Origin of the sequence: Pseudomonas sp. TSRC2-2 (assembly GCF_049897785.1) — a bacterium.
Taxonomy (GTDB): Bacteria; Pseudomonadota; Gammaproteobacteria; order Pseudomonadales; family Pseudomonadaceae; genus Aquipseudomonas.
Map to the genome: position 1 here is coordinate 84864 of NZ_JAFCWZ010000002.1, position 20523 is coordinate 105386.

The following is a 20523-nucleotide window of genomic DNA, read 5'->3' on the forward strand; positions in this document are numbered from 1 at the left end:
AAAACCATGAGCAAAATGAGAGCAATCGAAGCCGCCGTTCTGGTGATGCGCCGTGAAGGGGTCGATACCGCTTTTGGCATCCCGGGCGCAGCGATCAACCCGCTGTACTCCGCCTTGCAGAAGGTCGGTGGCATCGATCACGTCCTTGCTCGCCACGTTGAAGGCGCCTCGCACATGGCCGAGGGCTACACCCGCACCAAGGCCGGCAATATCGGCGTGTGCATCGGTACATCCGGCCCGGCCGGTACTGACATGGTCACCGGGCTCTACAGCGCCTCGGCCGACTCGATTCCAATCCTCTGCATTACCGGCCAGGCACCCCGGGCCCGTATGCACAAGGAAGACTTCCAGGCTGTCGACATCACCAGCATCGTCAAGCCAGTAACCAAGTGGGCGACCACGGTTCTGGAACCGGGCCAGGTGCCTTACGCGTTCCAGAAAGCTTTTTACGAAATGCGTTCCGGCCGTCCAGGCCCGGTGCTGATCGATCTGCCATTCGACGTGCAGATGGCCGAGATCGAATTCGACATCGACGCCTACCAGCCGCTGCCACTGGCCAAACCGACTGCGACCCGCGTGCAGGTCGAGAAGGCTCTGGCGCTGCTGGATCAGGCCGAGCGTCCGTTGCTGGTCGCCGGTGGCGGCATCATCAACGCCGATGCCAGCGATCTGCTGGTCGAGTTCGCCGAACTGACCGGCATCCCGGTCATCCCGACCCTGATGGGCTGGGGCACTATCCCGGACGATCACCCGCTGATGGTCGGCATGGTCGGTCTGCAGACGTCGCACCGTTACGGCAACGCGACGATGCTCAAATCCGACGTGGTGCTGGGCATCGGTAACCGTTGGGCCAACCGCCACACCGGTTCGGTTGACGTGTACACCGAAGGCCGCAAGTTCATTCACGTCGACATCGAAGGCACGCAGATCGGCCGTGTGTTCACGCCGGATCTGGGCATCGTTTCCGACGCTGCGGCAGCGCTGACCGTGTTCATCGAAGTGGCCCGTGAATGGCAAGCCGCTGGCAAGCTGAAAAACCGCAGCGCCTGGCTGCAGGATTGCCAGCAGCGCAAGGCCAGCCTGCATCGCAAGACGCACTTCGACAACGTGCCGGTCAAGCCGCAGCGCGTTTACGAAGAAATGAACCAGGTGTTCGGCAAGGACACCTGCTACGTCAGCACCATTGGTCTGTCGCAGATTGCCGGCGCGCAGTTCCTGCACGTGTACAAGCCGCGTCACTGGATCAACTGCGGCCAGGCCGGCCCGTTGGGCTGGACCATTCCGGCGGCGCTGGGCGTGGTGAAGGCCGATCCGAATCGCAAAGTCGTGGCCCTGTCGGGGGACTATGATTTCCAGTTCATGATCGAGGAACTGGCGGTCGGCGCTCAGTTCAAACTGCCGTACATCCACGTTGTGGTGAACAACTCGTACCTGGGCCTGATCCGTCAGGCCCAGCGCGGGTTCGAAATGGACTACTGCGTGCAGCTGTCCTTCGATAACCTCAACGCGCCGGAACTCAACGGTTACGGGGTTGACCACATCGCAGTCGCCGAAGGCCTCGGCTGTAAAGCGCTGCGTGTGTTCGAACCATCAGAAATCGCCCCTGCCCTGCGCAAGGCCGAGCAGATGATCGAAGAGTTCAAGGTGCCGGTGATCGTCGAGATCATTCTGGAGCGTGTGACCAACATCTCCATGGGTACCGAGATCAACGCGGTCAACGAGTTCGAAGACCTGGCTCTGGTCGGCAATGACGCGCCGACGGCGATTTCGTTGCTTGACTAACTGCTGACCGCTCTCCCTGTGGGAGCGGGCTTGCTCGCGAAGGCGATATCACCTCCGACATCAATGTCGACTGCCCCACCGCTTTCGCGAGCAAGCCCGCTCTCACAGGGGATCCTCACAAGATTTACGGGAGACCACCATGCCGCGTTTCGCAGCCAACCTGTCCATGCTGTTCACCGAACAGGATTTCCTTGCCCGTTTCGACGCCGCCGCCAAGGCCGGTTTCAGTGGCGTGGAATACCTGTTCCCGTACGACTTCAGCTCGGCTGAAATCAAGGCAAAACTTGAGGCCAACGGGCTGACCCAAGTGCTGTTCAACCTGCCGGCCGGTGACTGGGCCAAGGGCGAGCGCGGTATCGCCTGCCTGCCGGATCGGGTCGAAGAGTTCCGCGCCGGGGTTGATCTGGCGATCGCCTATGCACAAGTACTGGGCAACACCCAGGTCAACTGCCTGGCCGGTATCCGCCCGCAAGGCGTTGACGATGCCACCGTGGAAAAGACCTTCGTCGCCAACCTCAAATATGCCGCCGACAAGCTGCAAGCGGTGGGCATCAAACTGGTGATGGAAGCGATCAACACCCGCGACATTCCCGGTTTCTACCTGAACAACACGGCGCAGGCCCTGTCAATTCGCGAACAGGTCGGCAGCGCCAATCTGTTCCTGCAATACGACATCTATCACATGCAAATCATGGAAGGCGATCTGGCCCGCACCCTGCAATCGCACCTGGGCGAGATCAACCATGTGCAGCTCGCGGACAACCCCGGGCGCAACGAACCGGGCACTGGCGAGATCAACTACCGCTTCCTGTTCGAACACCTCGACCGCATCGGTTATCAGGGCTGGGTCGGCTGCGAATACAAGCCGCTGACCACCACCGAGGCGGGCCTCGGCTGGCTGAAAACTCATAACGCAATTTGATGCAGATCCCCTGTGGGAGCGGGCTTGCTCGCGAATGCGGTGGTTCAGTCAACACGGAGATTGAATGTTCCACCGCATTCGCGAGCAAGCCCGCTCCCACAAAAAGCAGTTCCCCAATTTGCTTGAGCACGACAAAAACAAGAGGATTTTCTCATGGCTAAAATCGGATTCATCGGCACCGGCATCATGGGCCACCCAATGGCGGCGAACCTGCAGAAAGCCGGTCACAGCCTGTTCCTGTCGCAGCACCACGACGCAGCTCCGGCCGATCTGGTCGCCGCTGGCGCCGTCGCGTTGGCCAACCCGCGCGAAGTCGCGCAGGAAGCTGAATTCATCATTGTCATGGTCCCGGACACCCCGCAGGTCGATGACGTGCTGTTCCGTGCCGACGGCGTCGCGGCCGGTGTCGGCAAAGGCAAAGTGGTCATCGACATGAGCTCGATTTCGCCGACCGCCACCAAGGCCTTCGCCGCGAAAATCAACGAAAAAGGCGCGCAATACCTCGACGCGCCAGTGTCCGGCGGCGAAGTCGGCGCCAAAGCCGCGACCCTGAGCATCATGGTCGGCGGCGACGCCGATGCCTTCGAACGCGCCCTGCCGCTGTTCCAGGCCATGGGCAAGAACATCACCCTGGTCGGCGGCAATGGCGACGGCCAGACCGCCAAAGTGGCGAACCAGATCATCGTCGCGCTGAACATTCAGGCTGTCGCTGAAGCCCTGCTGTTCGCTTCGAAAAACGGCGCCGATCCGGCCAAGGTGCGTGAAGCGCTGATGGGCGGTTTTGCTTCTTCGAAGATTCTTGAAGTGCACGGCGATCGCATGATCAAAGGCACCTTCGACCCGGGCTTCCGCATCAGCCTGCACCAGAAGGACCTGAACCTGGCCCTGCAAGGCGCCAAGGAGTTGAACATCAACCTGCCGAACACCGCCAACGCTCAGCAAGTGTTCAGCACCTGCGCGGCCATCGGTGGCAGCAACTGGGACCACTCGGCGCTGATCAAGGGCCTTGAGCACATGGCCAATTTCTCGATTCGCGACGAAAAATAAAGCCTGCCCCGTCGCTCGTTCCCACGCTCCGCGTGGGAATGCAGCCCGGGACGCTCCGCGTCCCTGCCGAAGCGGACGCAGAGCGTCCATTGAGGCATTCCCACGCAGAGCGTGGGAACGATCATCAGCATTAACCAAGAACAATAAGATTGGGAGCCCGCCATGTCGGTCGATCCGCAACAACTGCTGCGCGAGCTGTTTGCCACAGCCATCGACGCGGCGCATCCGAACCAAGTCCTTGAAGCCCATCTGCCCGCCGACCGCAGCGGTCGCGTCATCGTCATCGGTGCCGGCAAAGCCGCTGCCGCCATGGCGCAAGTGGTCGAGCGCTGCTGGGAAGGCGAAGTCACGGGCCTGGTCGTCACCCGCTACGGACACGGCGCCCCGTGCGAGAAAATCGAAGTGGTCGAAGCCGCGCATCCGGTGCCGGACGCCGCCGGTCTGGCTGTGGCCAAACGCGTGCTGGAACTGGTCAGCAACCTGACCGAAGACGACCGCGTGATCTTTCTGCTCTCCGGCGGCGGCTCTGCCCTGCTCGCCTTGCCGGCCGAAGGCATCACCCTGGCTGACAAGCAATCGATCAACAAGGCCCTGCTCAAATCCGGCGCGACCATCGGCGAGATGAACTGCGTGCGCAAGCACCTCTCGGCGATCAAGGGCGGCCGCCTCGGCAAGGCCTGCTGGCCGGCGACGGTTTACACCTACGCGATTTCCGATGTGCCCGGCGACCTCGCCACGGTCATCGCCTCCGGCCCGACCGTGGCCGACCCTAGCACCAGCGCCGAAGCCCTGGCGATCATCAAACGCTACGGCATCGACATTCCGGCCTCGGTGCGCAACTGGCTGCAAAGCCCCGAGTCGGAAACCGTCAAACCCGGCGACCCGAGTCTGGCTCGCAGCCACTTCCAGTTGATTGCCCGCCCGCAACAATCGCTGGATGCCGCGGCGGTGAAATGCCGTCAGGCCGGTTTCAGCACCTTGATTCTCGGCGATCTGGAAGGCGAATCCCGTGAAGTGGCGAAAGTCCACGCCGGCATCGCCCGGCAGATCATCAACCACGGCCAGCCATTGGCGGCGCCGTGCGTGATTCTCTCCGGCGGCGAAACCACCGTGACCGTGCGCGGCAATGGTCGTGGCGGGCGTAACGCCGAATTCCTCTTGAGCCTCACCGACAGCCTCAAGGGCCAGCCCGGCGTCTACGCGCTGGCCGGCGACACCGATGGCATCGACGGCTCGGAAGACAACGCCGGCGCAATCATGACCCCGGACAGCTACGCCCGCGCCGCCGCCCTGGGCTTAAGCGCCAGCGATGAGCTGGATAACAACAACGGCTACGGCTACTTCCAGGCGCTCGATGCGCTGATCGTCACCGAGCCGACCCGCACCAACGTCAACGACTTCCGCGCCATCCTGATCCTTGAGAACTGCAAATCATGACGCCTGATAAAAAGGTCAAAATCCTCGCCACCCTCGGCCCTGCGGTCGACGGCATCGACGACATCCGTGAACTGGTCGAGGCCGGGGTCAACATCTTCCGCCTGAACTTCAGCCACGGCGATCACGCCGACCACGCCAAGCGCTATCAGTGGATCCGCGAAGTCGAGCGCCAGCTCAACTATCCGCTGGGCATTCTCATGGACTTGCAGGGGCCGAAACTGCGCGTCGGCAAGTTCGCCGAAGGCAAGGTGCAACTGCATCGCGGTCAGGCGTTCCGCCTCGATCTCGACGCGACACCGGGCGACGAGCGTCGGGTGAACCTGCCGCATCCCGAGATCATCGCCGCACTGGAAGCCGGCATGGATTTGCTGCTCGACGACGGCAAGCTGCGTCTGCGCGTGGTTACCAAGTACGCCGATGCGATCGACACCACCGTGCTCAACGGCGGCGAACTGTCCGACCGCAAAGGTGTGAACGTGCCGCAAGCGGTGCTCGACCTCAGCCCGTTGACCGCCAAGGATCGTCGCGACCTGAGCTTCGGTCTGGAGCTGGGTGTGGACTGGGTCGCGCTGTCGTTCGTGCAGCGCCCTCAGGACATTGTTGAAGCCCGCGCATTGATCGGCGACAAAGCCTTTCTGATGGCGAAAATCGAGAAGCCTTCAGCGGTCGAGCAACTGCGTGAGATTGCTGGTTTGAGCGACGCAATCATGGTCGCTCGCGGCGATCTGGGTGTTGAAGTGCCGGCAGAAAGCGTGCCGCAGATTCAGAAAAACATCATCACCACTTGCCGCGAACTCGGCAAACCGGTGGTCGTGGCGACGCAGATGCTCGAGTCGATGCGCTTCTCCCCGGCCCCGACCCGCGCCGAAGTCACCGACGTCGCCAACGCCGTGGCCGAAGGCGCCAATGCGGTGATGCTGTCGGCGGAAACCGCCTCGGGAGAGTATCCGCTCGAAGCCGTGCAGATGATGAGCAAGATCATTCGTCAGGTGGAAAACGGCCCGGATTATCAGACTCAGCTCGACGTCAGCCGGCCGAAAGCCGAGGCGACGGTTTCCGATGCGATCAGTTGCGCGATCCGCCGGATCAGCAACGTGCTGCCGGTGGCGGTGCTGGTCAATTACAGCGAGTCGGGCGCTTCGACGCTGCGCGCATCGCGCGAGCGGCCGAAAGCGCCAATCCTCAATCTGACGCCGAACCTGCAAACGGCGCGGCGCTTGAGCGTGGCGTGGGGGATTCATTCGGTGGTCAATGATCGCCTGCGCCAGGTCGACGAGGTCTGCTCGACTGCGCTGGAAATCGCCCAGGCACAAGGCATGGCCGAGCGTGGCGACACGCTGCTGATCACTGCCGGCGTGCCGTTTGGCCAGCCGGGTTCGACCAACTCCCTGCGCATCGAGACGTTGATCTAGCCCCCCACCATGATCGTTCCCACGCTCTGCGTGGGAATGCGGCCCGGGATGCTCTGCGTCCCAAGAGCAGACGCAGAGCGTCCTTTGAGGCATTCCTTTGCGGCGCGTGGGAACGATCAGCACCGAATGAACTGCCATGCCTGCCAATCACTTCAACACCCACTGCCCCGACTGGGCCGAGGCTTTGCTCAACGGTTTCAGTCAGATTTTCTTCCAGCGCCATCCGCTGTGCGGCCTGCTGTGTCTGTTGGCGATTCTGCTGACAGCGCCGGTGCTGTTTGCCGGGGCGCTGCTTGGTGGCGTTGCCGGTCTGCTCACCGCGCAGCGGCGCAACTACGCCAAAGCCGATCGCCAGGCCGGGTTGTTCAGCTACAACGGCGTGCTGCTCGGCCTGCTGCTGAGCCTGTATTTCCCTTGGTCGCCGTTGCTGCCACCGCTGATTCTCGCGGCAGGCGGGTTGAGCGCGATGCTCACTCAGCAATGGCTCAAACACGTGTACCGCAGTCGCGCTATACCGGCGTATACCTCGCCGTTCGTGGCGATCAGTTGGGTGCTGCTGGTGTTCGCCGAACCCTCCGCGCCAATGGCATCGGTCGACCTGAACACGACAAATCTGCTGGCTGCTGAACTGCGCGGATTTGGGCAAGTGATGTTTCTCGACCATCCCTTGGCCGGGGCGTTGATCGCCAGCGGTTTGCTGCTCGCCGATCGCCGGGCGTTCTGCTGGGCGCTGCTGGCGTCGGCGATCGGCCTCGGCTCCAGTCTGCTGCATCACGAAACGTCCGCCGCACTGCTCGGGCTCGGTGGCTACAACGCCGTACTCGCCGCCCTCGCCTTCAGCGCGCAACGGCAAAATCCGTGGTTGCCGCTGCTCGCAATTGTCCTGGCCTTGCTGGTGACGCCGCTGTTTGCCGCCCTCGGGCTGGCGACGCTGACTGCGCCATTCATCCTTGCCTGCTGGTTGATCCGCGCCGGCATTCAGATGCTTGGCAAAGCGTCGCTTGCGCATGAGTCTTGCGCTCACGAGGAGAATCACCCTAGGCTGCGCTGATCTTCGATTCAGGCGTTATCCATGGACAGCAGCAACAATTGGCGTGAACGGCTTTACGTCATGATTTTCCAGAGCGACACCCCGGCCGGGCGTCGCTTCGACGGCATTCTGCTGTTGATCATCCTCGCCAGTCTGGTGATTGTGATGCTCGACAGTATCGACAGTATCCATCGCAACTACGCCGACGTGCTGGCCTACATCGAGTGGGGTTTCACGGCGATTTTTCTCGGCGAATACATCCTGCGTCTGTACTGCTCGCCCAAGCCGCTGCGCTATGCCTTCAGCTTTTACGGGCTGGTGGATCTGCTGGCGATCGTGCCCGGTATCCTCGCGCTTTATTACAGCGATGCTCAGTACCTGCTGATCATCCGCATCATTCGGATGCTGCGGATTTTCCGCGTGCTCAAGCTCAGTCCGTACCTCAAGCAGGCCAACTACCTGATGTCGGCGCTGCGTGGCAGCAAGCAGAAAATCGTCGTGTTTCTGGTCAGCGTGTGCACGCTGGTCACGGTGTTCGGCACGCTGATGTACGTGATCGAAGGTCCAGAGCACGGCTTTACCAGCATTCCGAAGGGCATCTACTGGGCGATCGTCACCTTGACCACTGTGGGCTTCGGCGACATCGTGCCAAAGACACCTCTGGGCCAGGTGATTTCCTCGCTGGTGATGATCACCGGTTACTCGATCATCGCCGTGCCCACGGGGATTTTTACCGCAGAACTGGCCAATGCCATGCGCGGCGAACAGCTGCAACATGACTGCCCGGGATGTCAGAAAAAGAGCCACGAGCAAAGCGCGGCGTTTTGTTCGCGTTGCGGCAGTCAACTGTTCAAGAAAGTGGAATAAGCACAGAGCTTTTTAATCTTTAAGCGACTATCGCGCGCCCGTTATAGTCGCTGGCAAATCGCCTCACCTTTGACTCAACACCCCCACAGAACAAGGAATGCGCAGTGAAAAAACTCTTTGGCGCCTCACTTCTCGCCGCTGGCCTGGCCTTGGCCAACATCGCTCAGGCAGCACCGACGCTGCTTAACGTTTCCTACGACGTGATGCGCGATTTCTACAAGGACTACAACACTGCGTTCCAGAAACACTGGCAGGCCGAGCACAACGAGAACATCACCGTGCAGATGTCTTTCGGTGGTTCGAGCAAGCAGGCGCGTTCGGTGATCGACGGCCTGCCGGCCGATGTCATCACCATGAACATGGCCACCGACATCAACGCCCTCGCCGACAACGGCAAACTGGTGCCGGAGAACTGGGTCACGCGCCTGCCGAACAACAGCGCGCCGTTTACCTCGGCGACGGTGTTTATCGTCCGCAAGGGCAACCCGAAAGCTCTGAAAGACTGGCCGGACCTGCTCAAGGATGGCGTGCAAGTGATCGTGCCCAACCCGAAAACTTCCGGCAACGGCCGCTACACCTATCTGTCGGCCTGGGGCTATGTGCTGAAAAACGGCGGCGACGAGAACAAAGCCAAGGACTTCGTTGGCAAACTGTTCAAGCAAGCGCCAGTGCTCGATACCGGTGGCCGCGCCGCCACCACCACGTTCATGACCAACCAGATCGGCGACGTGCTGGTGACCTTCGAAAACGAAGCGGAAATGATCGCTCGCGAATTTGGTCGTGATCAGTTTGAAGTGGTCTACCCAAGCGTCTCCGCCGAAGCCGAGCCGCCAGTGTCGGTAGTCGATAAAGTCGTCGACAAAAAAGGTTCGCGCGCGGCAGCTGATGAATATCTGAAGTACCTGTGGTCGCCGCAAGGTCAGGAGATTGCTGCGGCCAACTACCTGCGCCCGCGCGACCCGGCAGTGCTGGCGAAGTACACCGACCGTTTCCCTAAAGTGGATTTCCTTTCGGTGGAGAAGACGTTTGGTGACTGGCGCACCGTGCAGAAAACCCACTTCAACGATGGTGGGGTGTTCGATCAGATTTATAGCGGCCAGTAAAGTTTGACCTCAACAAAAAGGCGACCCACTCGGTCGCCTTTTTTGTCGAGCGCAGATACCGGTCATTACACAACGTAATAACCGTTATCATCCGAAACTGTCTTCTGCCAACCCGCGTTGTCCATTAGCCTTCACCGCTTTCCCTGTGCCCGACCCGAGTAATCCCATGACCACCACTCCTCACGCAATGACCCGAGGCATGGTTCTGCTGTTCGCATTCTGCTGCGGCGCCATCGTTGCCAATATCTATTACGCACAACCGATCATTGGCCTGATCGCGCCAGACATCGGCCTCTCCGACACCATGGCGAGTTTCATCGTCTCGCTGACCCAGATCGGTTATGCACTGGGCCTGTTCTTTCTGGTGCCGCTGGCCGATCTGCTGGAAAACCGGCGGTTGATGATCATCACTACCGTAGTGGCAATTGCCAGCCTGCTGGCGGCGGCGTTTACCGATCAGCCGAATGTGTTCTTGCTGATTTCGTTGCTGGTGGGGTTCAGCTCGGTGTCGGTGCAAGTCCTGATTCCGCTCGCTGCGCACCTGGCGCCGGAAGAATCCCGTGGCCGGGTGGTCGGAGGGATCATGGGCGGTTTGCTGCTGGGTATTCTGCTGGCGCGACCGGTGTCGAGCGTGGTCGCCGATCACCTCGGCTGGCGCGCCATGTTCATGATCGCTGCGGCCTTGATGGCGGCGATCAGCATAGTGCTGGCGCTGACCGTGCCCAAGCGCCAGTCCGATCACAGCGCCACGTATGGCCAACTGATCGGCTCGCTGTGGACTTTGCTGCGCCAGCAACCGGTGCTGCGTCAGCGGGCGTTTTATCAGGGCTGCATGTTCGCCACGTTCAGCCTGTTCTGGACCGCCGTGCCGCTGGAACTGGCGCGCAACCATGGCCTGTCGCAAAGCGAAATCGCGATCTTCGCCCTGGTCGGCGCCATCGGTGCCATCGCCGCGCCAATCAGCGGCCGCCTCGCCGATGCCGGCCACACCCGCATCGCCTCGCTGCTGGCCATGCTCTTCGCCAGCCTGAGCTTCCTTCCCGCCTTCATCCACCCCGCCTACAGCGTCATCGGCCTGGCTGTAACCGGCGTGGTGCTCGACTTCTGCGTACAAATGAACATGGTCCTCGGCCAACGCGCGGTGTACTCGCTGGACGCCAAAAGCCGTGGTCGACTGAACGCCTTGTACATGACCAGCATCTTCATCGGCGGCGCCTTCGGCTCGTCGGTGGCCAGCGCTGTGTATGAACATGGCGGCTGGTTGTGGATCGTGATTGTTGGGAGTGTGTTTCCGCTGTTGGCGTTGTTACGGTTTTTGAGTGCTTCGCAGGGACGCTCACTGGCGACGGTTTGAACCTCAAATCGAACGATTCAAAGATGTCCCAGCAGGCCAGCGGCACGGGGGAGCCGGAATGAAAGAGTGGACGCTAGCGGATAAGGATATGTGGGTGGCGTTTCTGACGGGGCGGACGTCGATCAAGAGTCAAAGAAGACCTTGTCGGTTGGCTTCTGCCCATATGAAGGGCGACATCATTTTTAGATAGTCTTGAGGCAAATTGTATTGAATGTACTCTTGAAAACGCCTGGCACGCATTTCACGACATGTGGCGTCATCGAGCCCAAGTCTTTCAATAGTCTGTTCAATCACCCGTGTCGGGGCCGCCGCCAGCCCTGGTTTAGGGTAAATATGGCCACTCGACAATTGAAGACGAAAAAGATCACTGGCCAGGTAACAAGGATCCAGTACCGTACTGTAATCGCGCTTTCTGCTATTGAGTGTTGAACAAGCGAGGCGATAGTTATCCCACTCGTAAATACCCTGGGCATTGGTAGATTTGGCGATGTAATGGTCGACGCTTAATCCACTCACACGCTCAAAGTAGATTCCCAGATAAGCGCATACACCGCCATAGGCGGCATGTAAATCATCGAGGCTTTCTCTCCAATAAGACGGCGGCTCTGTGCCAGAAGGAAGTCCGAGATGCAAAGCGAATCCGTTTTTCTTCAGATATGCCAGTCCACGGACCCGAACCCTGGCATCAAAAGTCGCTGGCTCAGGTTTCAACTGTACTGGAATCATTTCAACCAGCCCTGCTTCATACCGATGTATCGCCATCGAATCCAGAAAGGATCGGTATCTCCAAGAAGTGTCCGTAATTTCGAATCAAGGCAAATCGCCAACCGCTCATCAATGACTTCTTCCGACAAGATTCTGGAAGCTTCCTCCAGCGCTTTCTCAGCCTCAATAGATCGAGCGCTACCCAAATCAAACGCATCACTGGTCAGCCATCGAGATACTTCGCCCAGACGAACAAATTGACGTTGTTTGAACTGAACTTCGGTTTCTCCGGTTTCCAGATTTTTTGAGAGGTCAAGATCGAACCATGCATCTTGCGAATCATCGAAACGAGGTTCGACGGATGCCATGACCAGTGGAGAATGAGTCACCAGCAGAATCTGCACCTGCGCGTTCGGGGACAACGCCGTCACCACGTCAAGAAGTGCTCCGACGACCGACCGCTGCCACCGGGGGTGAAGATGGGACTCCACTTCATCAATCAGAAAAGTGAGACGAGGAGTTGTCTCCTGCCCGAGCAATGCGGAAGCCTTGACATGCTCCTGCCAACTCCAGACCAACAGATAGGCAATGGCAAGCACGCGCTTCATGCCCGAGGACGCATGCACAACAGGAACGTCCTGACCATAAGGCATTTTCAAAGTCGGAATATCCCGAGGATCATCCAGACTGATACGAGTCAGAGGTCCGAGGACAAGACTTTCGCCTTCCTCAGGAGACAATTTGGCAAGTGCTGCACACAAATGGTCATAGGACTCACCTTTCTCCTTGTACCAGCTAGCCCAATCCGCAATCAGTCCGTTGCATAGCAGACCGCGTTCACTGTCGACCAACCCATCCCAGATTTCCCTGGCGCTGAAAACATAACCTGGGACTCGGTCCTGCACATCGAGATTGCCTTTTTTTAGCCAATAGTTTCTTGCAGGATCCCAGGCAGCGAAACTTCCATCGGCCATTGCATAGAGCACCAGTCCCGGATTAATCGGGCGCCCGGCCTTGCCTGTCCATGCTTGATCCAATGGCGAGAAAGACGTCTTGTAGGAAACATCTCTTGTTTTCGCGGACACGGAAAATTCGATGCTGGCCTTGGCGGGATCAGTGGGGCGAACCATTCCCGCCCCCGTCAACGCACGGTTTAAATCACCAGGCCATTTTCGCGTCAAGGCCCACCATGCGATATCGAGTAGAAAGCTTTTACCTAGCCCATTGTCACCAGTGATCAAGTTCAACCGACTGGAGAACTTCACATCCAATTCAGGAAGAGGTCCAACGTGGCTCAGTTTCAAGCTCTTTAACACAATCCATTCCCCACTTTTCATCCTGCGGATTTAACGCACAGGATAATAGACTCACATCGCGCCACTGTTGCAGCGCTTCACTTAAAACTCAAGCGGGACCGTCAAAGATTCACGGCAAGTGACGCCGCGAGCGCAGATTGCTTTCCCGATGTCACTGAAACTTCTTGCCCAACCCCGGCGGGACGCCGTGGATGTTGGTGTCTTCCCACGGGCCGTTGGGGCTGACCGAGCGGCTCCAGCCGTTATTCCAGCGGTAGTAGGTGCGCTGGCGGTAGAAGGTGTTGGTCTGGTCGTCGAGGACGTAGACGCCGAGTTTCTGATCCCAGTGGCTGTTGCCGCCCGGTGGTGGGGCGAAACTGGCTGAGGTGCGCGGGACGGGTTTTGCCGGTTTCGCCGGGATGCTTTTGCCCGGTGTCGGCGAGGTCGACGGGGTCGGGCTCGGTTGCGACGGCGGGATCGGCGGCAGGCTGGTGGTCGGTTCCGGGCGTTGCACCGCACATGCACTCAAGCCCAGGGCCAGTGTGAGGACTGTGATTCGGGCGATGGTGTGCATGGCGGTGCTTTCCTTGTTTGCCCGATTATTTGTCCGGGCTGTCGATGGTCAGTGTTTGTGGCGCGGTGATGCTGCTGGCCAGTGGGCCGCTGCGACCGATCCACTCACCGGCAGTCGGTTGACCGGCTCGTGAGATGCGCGCAACCAGTTGGACTTCAGGGAAGTTCGACAGTTTCAACTGCGGCATCATTGCATCGGCATCACCCAGTTCGACGGTCACTGGCAGATCCGCCACGGTCAGGCGTTTAGCCGCCAGCGGCGCAGGTGGGCCTGAAGTGGCGCGGGCGAAGATGAACACGCTGTCGCCCGGTTGCACCTTGCCTTTGAGTTCGCTGGCCAGATCGACGCTGACTGTCAGCAACGCAGCTTTCGGCGCCGGAGCCTTGGCAACCTTGCCACCGCTGGCTGTCAGGCGTTCGGCGGCACGCTCGATGCCGCCTTGCAGCGCCGCGCGAGAGTTGTCATCCGGCGGCAGTTGCGCGAGCAGGCGATTCCAGTAATCGATCGCTTCTTGATAACGCTCGCCTTCGAACGCGGCGATGCCGAGAAGACCGAGGCTGGTGACTTCTTTCGGATCGGCCTTCAGCGCTTCGTCGGTCAGTTTCTGAATCTTTTCCGACCACTTTTTACCGTCAGCAAAATACTGCGCCTGCGCCCACTGGCCGAGCAGCTCCGGCTGGCGACCGGCGAGGTTGGCGGCGCGTTCGAACATCTTCGCCGCGTCTGCCGGGCGGTCCTGAGCCATGTAGGTACGGCCGAGGAAATACAGACCTTCAGCAGAATCCGGCTGAGCGGCAACCGCACGCTCCAGACGCTGGGTCATCTCCTCCATCGACTGCGGTGCCTGGGCAAACTCGCGGGTCAGTTCCACCTTGTCGGCGGCACCGAAATGCAGGTACAGACCAAGGCCCAGCAGCGGCACCAACACCGCGGCCAGCAACGGCAACGGTTTGCCCAGGCGCGAGACACGCGGCGCGGCGGCGCCTTCGGTATCGGCCAGCAATTCACGCGCAGCTTCCGCGCGACCGCTGTCCAGTTGCGCCGCGTCGAGCACGCCTTCGGCCTGCTGCGCCTGCAGCTCGGCAACCCGTTCCTGATACAGCGCGACGTTCAGCGCGGTACGGTCTTCTTCCCGCTGGGCACGACGTTCACGCAGCACCGGGATCAGCAGAAAACTCAGGGCGACCAGAAGCAACAGCCCTGCGGCGAGCCAGAAATCAATCATTCTTGGTTTTTATCCAACAGTTGGTCGAGGCGCTGACGTTCTTCGGCAGACAGCGATGTGGGCGTTTCGGCACGTTGCCCGCGACGCCTGCGCACGATCAGCGCGATCACCACAAAACCACCGAGCAACAGCCCGGCCGGGCCGAACCAGAGCAGCGCGGTCTTCGAATTGAGCGCCGGTTTGTAGCGGACGAAATCACCGTAGCGATCGACCATGAAGTCGATGATCTGCTGATTGTCCTTGCCCTCGCCGAGCATGCGAAAAATCTCTTTGCGCAGGTCGGCGGCGATCGGTGCGTTGGAGTCGGCGATGTCCTGGTTCTGGCATTTCGGGCAGCGCAGTTCCTTGGTCAGTTCGCGGAAACGCTCACGGTCGCCCTCTTTGGCAAATTCGTAGGTGTCGATGGCCGCGTGGGCGACACCAGCCAGGCTCAAGCCCAACACCACTGCTGCGAGAAAACGCTTCATGGCTTGGCCTCATCGACCAGCGCCTGATACTTGGCCGCGAGTTTTTCGCGCCAGACCTGCTCGTCGATCACCCCGACGAACTTGTCGCGAATGATGCCTTTGGCGTCGATGAAGAAGGTTTCCGGCGCGCCGTAGACACCGAGGTTGAGGCCCAGTGAGCCTTCGTCGTCACGGATATCCAGCGCATACGGATTGTGGAACTCGGCCAGCCATTTCAACGCGTCGGCGTTGGTGTCCTTGTAGTTGATGCCATAGATCACCACGCCGCGCTCGGCGAGTTTATTCAGCACCGGGTGCTCGACCCGGCAGGAGATGCACCAGGTGCCCCAGACATTGACCAGCGCCGGTTTGCCGAGAATGTCGGCCTTGGTCAAGGTCTTGTCGCCCTGCACGTTCGGCAGGGAAAACTCCGGAAACGGCTTGTCGATCATCGCCGACGGCAGCTCCGCCGGATCCAGATACAAGCCGCGATACAGAAACACCGCCACCAGCAGGAAAATCGCCAGCGGCAACAACATCAACCAACGCCTCATGCCGCCGCTCCTGTCATGCCCAGTGCTTCGCGCACTTTGCTTTTCACCTTGACCCGATAACGTCGATCCAGCGCCGCCAGCAAACCGCCAAACCCGGTGAGCAAGCCACCGAACCAGATCCAGCGCACGAACGGTTTGACGTGTACGCGCACGGCCCAGGCGCCGTTATCCAGTGGCTCGCCGAGGGCGACGTAGAGATCGCGGGTGAAACCGGCATCGATGCCGGCTTCGGTCATCACCGAGTTCTGCACGGTGTACAGACGTTTTTCCGGGTGCAGCACGCTGATTTCCTTGCCATCACGGATGACGCGGACGGTGCCTTTGTCCGAGGTAAAGTTTGGCCCTTCGAAATGCTTGGCACCTTCGAAGACGAACTGATAGCCCGCCAGATCCATCGACTCGCCCGGCGCCAGACGCAGGTCGCGCTCGGCACTGTTCTGGCTCGACAACACCACGCCCAGCGCGCACACGGCGATGCCGAGGTGGGCGATCTGCATGCCCCAATAGCTGCGGGTGAGCGTCGGCAAACCTTTGATCAAGCCCTTGTGGCGGGTCTTGTCGAACAGATCGCGCAGGCCTGCGAGCAACACCCACGCGGCGAGCAGGAATGTCGCAATCACCGCCCAGTTGAAATCGCCATACGCCACGCCGGCCACCACGGCCAGCGCGACGCTGCCGAGCAGCACGGGCGTGAGCATGCTTGCCAGCCATTTCACTGGCGTGTCCTTCCAGCGCACGATCACGCCGACTGCCATCACCAGCATCAACAACGCCATCAACGGAATGAACAGCGCATTGAAGTACGGCGGGCCGACCGACAGTTTGGCGCCACTGATGGCATCGAGAATCAGCGGATACAACGTCCCGAGCAAAATCATCGATGCAGCGACGACCAGCACCAGGTTGTTGCCCAGCAGCAAGGTTTCACGCGACCACAGATTGAAACCGACCTGACTTTTCACCACTGGCGCGCGCAGTGCGAACAGCGTCAGCGAACCGCCCACCACAAACAGCAGGAAGATCAGGATGAAGACGCCCCGCTCGGGATCCGAGGCAAACGCGTGCACCGAGGTCAGCACGCCCGAGCGTACAAGGAAAGTGCCGAGCAGGCTCAACGAGAATGCGGCAATCGCCAGCAACACCGTCCAGCTCTTGAACACGCCGCGTTTTTCGGTGACGGCCAGCGAGTGAATCAGCGCGGTGCCGACCAGCCATGGCATGAACGAGGCGTTTTCCACCGGGTCCCAGAACCACCAGCCGCCCCAGCCGAGTTCGTAATACGCCCACCACGAACCGAGGGTGATGCCGATGCCGAGGAAGGCCCAGGCGACGATGGTCCATGGCCGCGACCACCGCGCCCACGCTGCATCGAGACGTCCGCCGAGCAGTGCTGCGATGGCAAATGCGAATGCCACGGAAAAACCGACATAGCCCATGTACAGCATCGGCGGATGCACGATCAGGCCGATGTCTTGCAGCAACGGATTAAGGTCGCGACCGTCGGCGGGAATTTGCGGCAGGATCCGCGAGAACGGGTTCGACGTCAGAATCAGGAACAGCAGGAAACCGGTGCTGATCATGCCCATCACCGCCAGCACGCGGGCGAGCATGACTTGCGGCAACTGCCGGGAGAACACCGACACCGCGAAGGTCCAGCCACCAAGGATCAACGCCCACAGCAACAGCGAACCTTCGTGGGCGCCCCACACCGCGCTGAATTTGTAGTACCACGGCAGCGCGCTGTTGGAGTTCATCGCCACATAGCCGACGGAAAAATCGTCAGTCATGAACGCATAAGTCAGGCAGCCAAAGGCAAACAGCAGAAAGGCAAATTGCCCCCACGCCGCCGGTTGCGCCAGGCTCATCCACAAGCGGTCGCCGCGCCACGCGCCGAGCATCGGCACCACCGCTTGTACCAGGGCGAAACACAGTGCGAGGATCATGGCCAAATGGCCCAGCTCGGGAATAAACAGTGCGGCGGCCATCGATCAACCCTCCTTCACAGGCGTCGGCGCGGATTGACCGCTGTCTTTCAGCGCTTTGGTCACTTCCGGCGGCATGTACTTCTCGTCGTGCTTGGCCAGCACTTCATCGGCGACCACCACGCCATCAGCGTTGAGCTTGCCGAGGGCGACGATGCCCTGCCCTTCGCGGAACAGATCCGGGAGGATGCCGCGATAGGCGATGGTCACGGATTTGTTGAAATCGGTGACGACGAATTTGACGTCCAGCGAATCCTTTGACCGTTGCAGCGAACCGGCCTCGACCATGCCGCCGGCGCGGATGCGTGTGTCCTGCGGCGCTTCACCGTTGGCGATCTGCGTCGGCGTGTAAAACAGATTGATGTTTTCCTGCAACGCACTCAGGGCCAGGCCGACAGCAGCACCGACCCCGACCAGGATGGCCAGAATGATGATCAGACGTTTTTTGCGCAGCGCGTTCACTGGCCGTTCTCCCGGCGCAGACGACGCGCCTCTTGTTGCAGATAACGCTTGCGCGCCGCAATCGGCGCTACCACGTTGAGGGCCAGCACCGTCAGGCAGATGCCGTAGGCCGACCAGACATACAGGCCGTGATGGCCCATGGCGAGAAAATCGCCGAATGAAGCAAAACTCATCGCGCCGCCTCCAGACTCTGCTGCACTTCAGTCTTCACCCAACTGGCGCGGGCCTCGCGCTTGAGCACTTCAAGACGCATGCGCAGCAACAGCACGGCGCCGAAGAAGCAGTAGAAACCCAGCACCGTCAGCAACAGCGGCAGCCACATTTCCGCCGGCATCGCCGGTTTTTCCGTAAGGGTGAAGGTCGCGCCCTGATGAAGGGTGTTCCACCACTCCACCGAGTATTTGATGATCGGAATGTTGATCACGCCAACGATGGCCAGCACCGCGCAGGCCTTGGCGGCACTGTCACGATTGCTGATGGCGTTGCCCAGCGCGATCACGCCGAAATACAGAAACAGCAGAATCAACATCGAGGTCAGGCGCGCGTCCCACACCCACCACGAGCCCCAGGTCGGCTTGCCCCAGATGGCCCCGGTGACCAGCGCCACGGCGGTCATCCACGCACCGATCGGTGCAGCGCATTGCAGGGCGACGTCGGCCAGTTTCATTTTCCACACCAGCCCGACCACGCCGCACACCGCGAGCATCACGTAGATCGACTGGGCGAGCATCGCCGCTGGCACATGGATATAGATGATGCGAAAGCTGTTGCCTTGCTGGTAATCCGGCGGCGCGAACGCCAGCCCCCAGACCACGCCAACACCGATCAGCAGCAACGCTGCGATGCTCAACCACGGCAGAAACCTGCCGCTGATACCGTAGAACCACTTGGGTGAGCCGAGCTTGTGAAACCAGGTCCAGTTCATACTGTTTCCATCACGGTTGCCGCTCATCATCGCGAGCTGGCAGAGGGTCATGCCTTTCTTCTGTCAGAAGTGGTCAATTTTTGACCAGGCCTCATTATTATTCGCCGACGCTGATCTTCAGGCCAGCGGCTATTGCAAAGGGTGTCAGGGTGATCGCCAGCGCTGTCAGGCTGGCCATCCACAACAGGTAACCGGTCGCCGGCATGCCTTGCAATGCCGCTTGCAACGCGCCGCTGCCAAGGATCAACACCGGGATGTACAGTGGCAGAATCAGCAACGCCAGTAACAGACCGCCGCGCTTCAGACCGACCGTCAGCGCCGCGCCGACTGCACCGAGCAGGCTCAACACCGGCGTGCCCAACAGCAACGACAGCAGCAGTACCGGCAGACATGCGGCCGGCAAACCGAGCATCAACGCCAGCAGCGGCGACAGCAGCACCAGCGCCAGACCGGAGAACAGCCAGTGTGCCAGCACCTTGGCCAGGACCAGAAGCGGCAGCGGGTGCGACGAAAGGACCCACTGTTCCAGCGAGCCGTCTTCGAAGTCACTGCGAAACAATCCGTCCAGCGAAAGCAGGACCGACAACAATGCGGCCACCCAGACTAACCCCGGGGACAGGTTTTGCAAGACTTGAGTTTCCGGGCCGACGGCCAGCGGGAAAAGTGCGATGACGATGGCGAAGAAAATCAGCGGATTGGCCAGCTCCGCCGGGCGGCGGAACAGCAGTCGCGATTCGCGGGCAAGCAGCAGGCCGAAGACACTCATACCGCCCATTTCCCCAGATCGATGTCGCGATAACCGGCCGGCATGCGGCTCAGGGTGTGGTGCGTGGTCAGCACCACCAACCCACCGCGCTCGCAGTGGCCGGCCAGGTGTACTTCCAGTTGCGCGACGCCCTGCTTGTCCAGCGCGGTGAAAGGTTCGTCGAGAATCCACAGCGGCGGGCTGTCCAGATACAACCGCGCCAGCGCAACGCGGCGCTGTTGGCCGGCGGAAAGACTGTGGCAGGGAACGTCTTCGAAGCCGCGCAATCCTACTGCTGCCAGCGCCTGCCAGATCGCCTCGCGTTCAGCGGGATGATGCAGGGCGCAGAGCCAGGAGAGGTTTTCTTCGGGCGTGAGCAGATCCTTGATCCCGGCAGCGTGGCCGATCCACAACAGATTGCGTGCCAGTTCGTTGCGTTGCCCGGTCAGCGGCTGACCATTGAGCAGAACCTGACCGTCGGTGGGTTGCATCAAACCGGCCAGCAGACGTAAAAGACTGGTCTTGCCGCTGCCGTTGGGGCCGCTGATCTGCACCATGTCGCCACTGGCCAGGCGCAATTCGAGGTTTTCGAAAAGCAGCCGCAGGTCGCGTTCACACGCCAGGGCAACGGTTTGCAGGACAGGACTGGTCAAGGG

The 20523-nt window shown here is 60.5% G+C and carries 21 protein-coding genes; 9 read left to right on the top strand and 12 right to left on the bottom strand.

The window, feature by feature from the left end; translation table 11 throughout:
• Window positions 1-6 precede the first annotated feature (6 nt).
• The 9 genes from gcl (at window position 7) to ACP7D9_RS03430 (ending at window position 10954) form a co-directional block, all read left to right on the top strand.
• The gene (gene gcl / locus ACP7D9_RS03390) at window positions 7-1782 is read left to right on the top strand and encodes a glyoxylate carboligase (protein WP_042607573.1); all 1776 of its coding nucleotides are present in this window, start codon (window positions 7-9) and stop codon (window positions 1780-1782) included.
• A gap of 139 nt (window positions 1783-1921) precedes the next feature.
• Window positions 1922-2704, top strand: a complete 783-nt coding sequence (gene hyi / locus ACP7D9_RS03395; protein ID WP_122691603.1) for a hydroxypyruvate isomerase — start codon at window positions 1922-1924, stop codon at window positions 2702-2704.
• A gap of 153 nt (window positions 2705-2857) precedes the next feature.
• Window positions 2858-3751 (top strand): 2-hydroxy-3-oxopropionate reductase, encoded by an 894-nt coding sequence (locus tag ACP7D9_RS03400; RefSeq protein WP_426155676.1) that lies wholly within the window; start codon window positions 2858-2860, stop codon window positions 3749-3751.
• A 162-nt stretch (window positions 3752-3913) separates the two neighbouring features.
• Window positions 3914-5188 carry a glycerate kinase type-2 family protein gene (locus tag ACP7D9_RS03405; protein WP_426155678.1) on the top strand — a complete coding sequence of 425 codons (1275 nt, stop codon included), beginning with the start codon at window positions 3914-3916 and terminating at the stop codon, window positions 5186-5188.
• Window positions 5185-6600 carry a pyruvate kinase gene (pyk, locus tag ACP7D9_RS03410; RefSeq protein ID WP_426155680.1) on the top strand — a complete coding sequence of 472 codons (1416 nt, stop codon included), beginning with the start codon at window positions 5185-5187 and terminating at the stop codon, window positions 6598-6600. The genes ACP7D9_RS03405 and pyk overlap by 4 nt, the downstream gene beginning before the upstream one ends.
• Window positions 6601-6736: 136 nt before the next feature.
• A complete protein-coding gene (locus ACP7D9_RS03415; RefSeq protein ID WP_426155682.1) occupies window positions 6737-7651 on the top strand; it encodes an urea transporter in 915 nt (304 codons plus the stop codon).
• Window positions 7652-7672: 21 nt separating this feature from the next.
• Window positions 7673-8497 (top strand): ion transporter, encoded by an 825-nt coding sequence (locus ACP7D9_RS03420; protein WP_041479613.1) that lies wholly within the window; start codon window positions 7673-7675, stop codon window positions 8495-8497.
• A gap of 104 nt (window positions 8498-8601) precedes the next feature.
• A complete protein-coding gene (locus ACP7D9_RS03425; RefSeq protein WP_095126517.1) occupies window positions 8602-9600 on the top strand; it encodes a sulfate ABC transporter substrate-binding protein in 999 nt (332 codons plus the stop codon).
• Between the two features lie 166 nt (window positions 9601-9766).
• A complete protein-coding gene (locus ACP7D9_RS03430) occupies window positions 9767-10954 on the top strand; it encodes an MFS transporter (protein ID WP_426155685.1) in 1188 nt (395 codons plus the stop codon).
• Window positions 10955-11083: 129 nt separating this feature from the next.
• On the opposite strand, the gene ACP7D9_RS03435 is transcribed toward ACP7D9_RS03430, so the two are convergent.
• From ACP7D9_RS03435 to ccmA, 12 genes are all read right to left on the bottom strand, one after another.
• Window positions 11084-11680 carry a hypothetical protein gene (locus tag ACP7D9_RS03435; protein WP_426155687.1) on the bottom strand — a complete coding sequence of 199 codons (597 nt, stop codon included), beginning with the start codon at window positions 11678-11680 and terminating at the stop codon, window positions 11084-11086.
• Entirely contained in the window at window positions 11677-12963 is a 1287-nt protein-coding gene (locus tag ACP7D9_RS03440) for an AAA family ATPase (RefSeq protein WP_426155688.1), read from the bottom strand. The genes ACP7D9_RS03435 and ACP7D9_RS03440 overlap by 4 nt, the downstream gene beginning before the upstream one ends.
• Before the next feature lie 163 nt (window positions 12964-13126).
• Window positions 13127-13528 carry a hypothetical protein gene (locus ACP7D9_RS03445; RefSeq protein WP_329515978.1) on the bottom strand — a complete coding sequence of 134 codons (402 nt, stop codon included), beginning with the start codon at window positions 13526-13528 and terminating at the stop codon, window positions 13127-13129.
• A gap of 25 nt (window positions 13529-13553) precedes the next feature.
• Complete coding sequence (gene ccmI, locus ACP7D9_RS03450; protein WP_426155691.1) at window positions 13554-14753, bottom strand: c-type cytochrome biogenesis protein CcmI; 1200 nt, start codon at window positions 14751-14753, stop codon at window positions 13554-13556.
• The gene (locus ACP7D9_RS03455; protein WP_101158663.1) at window positions 14750-15220 is read right to left on the bottom strand and encodes a cytochrome c-type biogenesis protein; all 471 of its coding nucleotides are present in this window, start codon (window positions 15218-15220) and stop codon (window positions 14750-14752) included. Before ACP7D9_RS03455 ends, ccmI begins: the two co-directional genes overlap by 4 nt.
• A complete protein-coding gene (locus ACP7D9_RS03460; RefSeq protein ID WP_426155693.1) occupies window positions 15217-15753 on the bottom strand; it encodes a DsbE family thiol:disulfide interchange protein in 537 nt (178 codons plus the stop codon). Before ACP7D9_RS03460 ends, ACP7D9_RS03455 begins: the two co-directional genes overlap by 4 nt.
• Window positions 15750-17738: a heme lyase CcmF/NrfE family subunit gene (locus ACP7D9_RS03465; protein ID WP_426155695.1), complete on the bottom strand. Its 1989-nt coding sequence runs from the start codon at window positions 17736-17738 to the stop codon at window positions 15750-15752. Before ACP7D9_RS03465 ends, ACP7D9_RS03460 begins: the two co-directional genes overlap by 4 nt.
• Window positions 17739-17741: 3 nt before the next feature.
• The gene (gene ccmE / locus ACP7D9_RS03470) at window positions 17742-18197 is read right to left on the bottom strand and encodes a cytochrome c maturation protein CcmE (protein ID WP_016771044.1); all 456 of its coding nucleotides are present in this window, start codon (window positions 18195-18197) and stop codon (window positions 17742-17744) included.
• Window positions 18194-18370, bottom strand: coding sequence for a heme exporter protein CcmD (gene ccmD, locus ACP7D9_RS03475; protein WP_426155697.1), 177 nt, complete (start codon window positions 18368-18370; stop codon window positions 18194-18196). Before ccmD ends, ccmE begins: the two co-directional genes overlap by 4 nt.
• Entirely contained in the window at window positions 18367-19122 is a 756-nt protein-coding gene (locus ACP7D9_RS03480; protein ID WP_426155699.1) for a heme ABC transporter permease, read from the bottom strand. Before ACP7D9_RS03480 ends, ccmD begins: the two co-directional genes overlap by 4 nt.
• Before the next feature lie 97 nt (window positions 19123-19219).
• Window positions 19220-19888, bottom strand: a complete 669-nt coding sequence (gene ccmB, locus ACP7D9_RS03485) for a heme exporter protein CcmB (RefSeq protein WP_039763615.1) — start codon at window positions 19886-19888, stop codon at window positions 19220-19222.
• A complete protein-coding gene (ccmA, locus tag ACP7D9_RS03490; RefSeq protein ID WP_426155701.1) occupies window positions 19885-20520 on the bottom strand; it encodes a cytochrome c biogenesis heme-transporting ATPase CcmA in 636 nt (211 codons plus the stop codon). Before ccmA ends, ccmB begins: the two co-directional genes overlap by 4 nt.
• Window positions 20521-20523: the final 3 nt, after the last annotated feature.

What these genes read in the sequence shown, in the direction of transcription:
- pyk (WP_426155680.1), top strand. Translation starts at nt 5,185, where the DNA reads ATGACGCCTGATAAAAAGGTCAAAATCCTCGCCACCCTCGGCCCTGCG.
- ACP7D9_RS03480 (WP_426155699.1), bottom strand. Translation starts at nt 19,122, where the DNA reads ATGAACTGGACCTGGTTTCACAAGCTCGGCTCACCCAAGTGGTTCTAC.
- ACP7D9_RS03405 (WP_426155678.1), top strand. Translation starts at nt 3,914, where the DNA reads ATGTCGGTCGATCCGCAACAACTGCTGCGCGAGCTGTTTGCCACAGCC.
- hyi (WP_122691603.1), top strand. Translation starts at nt 1,922, where the DNA reads ATGCCGCGTTTCGCAGCCAACCTGTCCATGCTGTTCACCGAACAGGAT.
- ccmB (WP_039763615.1), bottom strand. Translation starts at nt 19,888, where the DNA reads ATGAGTGTCTTCGGCCTGCTGCTTGCCCGCGAATCGCGACTGCTGTTC.
- ACP7D9_RS03460 (WP_426155693.1), bottom strand. Translation starts at nt 15,753, where the DNA reads ATGAGGCGTTGGTTGATGTTGTTGCCGCTGGCGATTTTCCTGCTGGTG.
- ACP7D9_RS03435 (WP_426155687.1), bottom strand. Translation starts at nt 11,680, where the DNA reads ATGATTCCAGTACAGTTGAAACCTGAGCCAGCGACTTTTGATGCCAGG.
- ACP7D9_RS03420 (WP_041479613.1), top strand. Translation starts at nt 7,673, where the DNA reads ATGGACAGCAGCAACAATTGGCGTGAACGGCTTTACGTCATGATTTTC.
- ACP7D9_RS03415 (WP_426155682.1), top strand. Translation starts at nt 6,737, where the DNA reads ATGCCTGCCAATCACTTCAACACCCACTGCCCCGACTGGGCCGAGGCT.
- ccmI (WP_426155691.1), bottom strand. Translation starts at nt 14,753, where the DNA reads ATGATTGATTTCTGGCTCGCCGCAGGGCTGTTGCTTCTGGTCGCCCTG.
- gcl (WP_042607573.1), top strand. Translation starts at nt 7, where the DNA reads ATGAGCAAAATGAGAGCAATCGAAGCCGCCGTTCTGGTGATGCGCCGT.
- ACP7D9_RS03445 (WP_329515978.1), bottom strand. Translation starts at nt 13,528, where the DNA reads ATGCACACCATCGCCCGAATCACAGTCCTCACACTGGCCCTGGGCTTG.
- ACP7D9_RS03400 (WP_426155676.1), top strand. Translation starts at nt 2,858, where the DNA reads ATGGCTAAAATCGGATTCATCGGCACCGGCATCATGGGCCACCCAATG.
- ACP7D9_RS03465 (WP_426155695.1), bottom strand. Translation starts at nt 17,738, where the DNA reads ATGGCCGCCGCACTGTTTATTCCCGAGCTGGGCCATTTGGCCATGATC.
- ccmD (WP_426155697.1), bottom strand. Translation starts at nt 18,370, where the DNA reads ATGAGTTTTGCTTCATTCGGCGATTTTCTCGCCATGGGCCATCACGGC.
- ACP7D9_RS03430 (WP_426155685.1), top strand. Translation starts at nt 9,767, where the DNA reads ATGACCACCACTCCTCACGCAATGACCCGAGGCATGGTTCTGCTGTTC.
- ACP7D9_RS03455 (WP_101158663.1), bottom strand. Translation starts at nt 15,220, where the DNA reads ATGAAGCGTTTTCTCGCAGCAGTGGTGTTGGGCTTGAGCCTGGCTGGT.